This window comes from Microtetraspora sp. NBRC 16547 (genome assembly GCF_030268965.1).
In the GTDB taxonomy this organism is placed as follows: Bacteria; Actinomycetota; Actinomycetes; order Streptosporangiales; family Streptosporangiaceae; genus Microtetraspora.
In genome coordinates this window covers 1-442 of sequence record NZ_BSSE01000096.1, presented here as the reverse complement: position 1 = coordinate 442, position 442 = coordinate 1, and the positions used below count along the sequence as shown (strand labels likewise).

Here is a 442-nt window from a genome sequence, read left to right as displayed (position 1 = left end):
CCCGTGCCACGGCCTTGCGGCGGCGCTTGCTGCCCCGCTTCTTGCGGGCGAGATCCCGCTGGGCAGCCGCGAGCCGGTCAGCGGAGGCGGCCAGGTGGCGCGGGTTATCTACGGGGTCGCCGTCGCTGGCCGTCACGAGCGAGGCCACGCCCATGTCGATCCCGACGACCGCGCCCGTGGCGGGCAAGGGTTCGGCGGGCACGTCGTCGCAGGACAGGATCACGTACCAGCGGGAGCCTTCCCGCTTCACGCTGATCGTCTTCACCGTGCCTTTGACCGCCCGGTGCTGGTGAACCCGCACATGCCCGATGCCCTGAAGGCGCACGAACGTGGCGGCCGGGTGCTCGGGCTGGGCGTCCCAGCGGCAGCCGTCGCCGTCCTTGGGCCACTCCACGGTGTCGAACCAGCCGCGTCCCTTGAACCGCGGGAACCCCGGCGTACG

General features: G+C 72.4%; 1 protein-coding gene. It reads right to left on the bottom strand.

The genetic code is table 11. The annotated features are described in order from the left end of the window. Window positions 1-394: transposase (locus tag QSK17_RS35760; protein WP_285711137.1), on the bottom strand; the 394-nt coding region annotated here is incomplete at its 3' end. Between the last annotated feature and the right edge of the window lie 48 nt (window positions 395-442).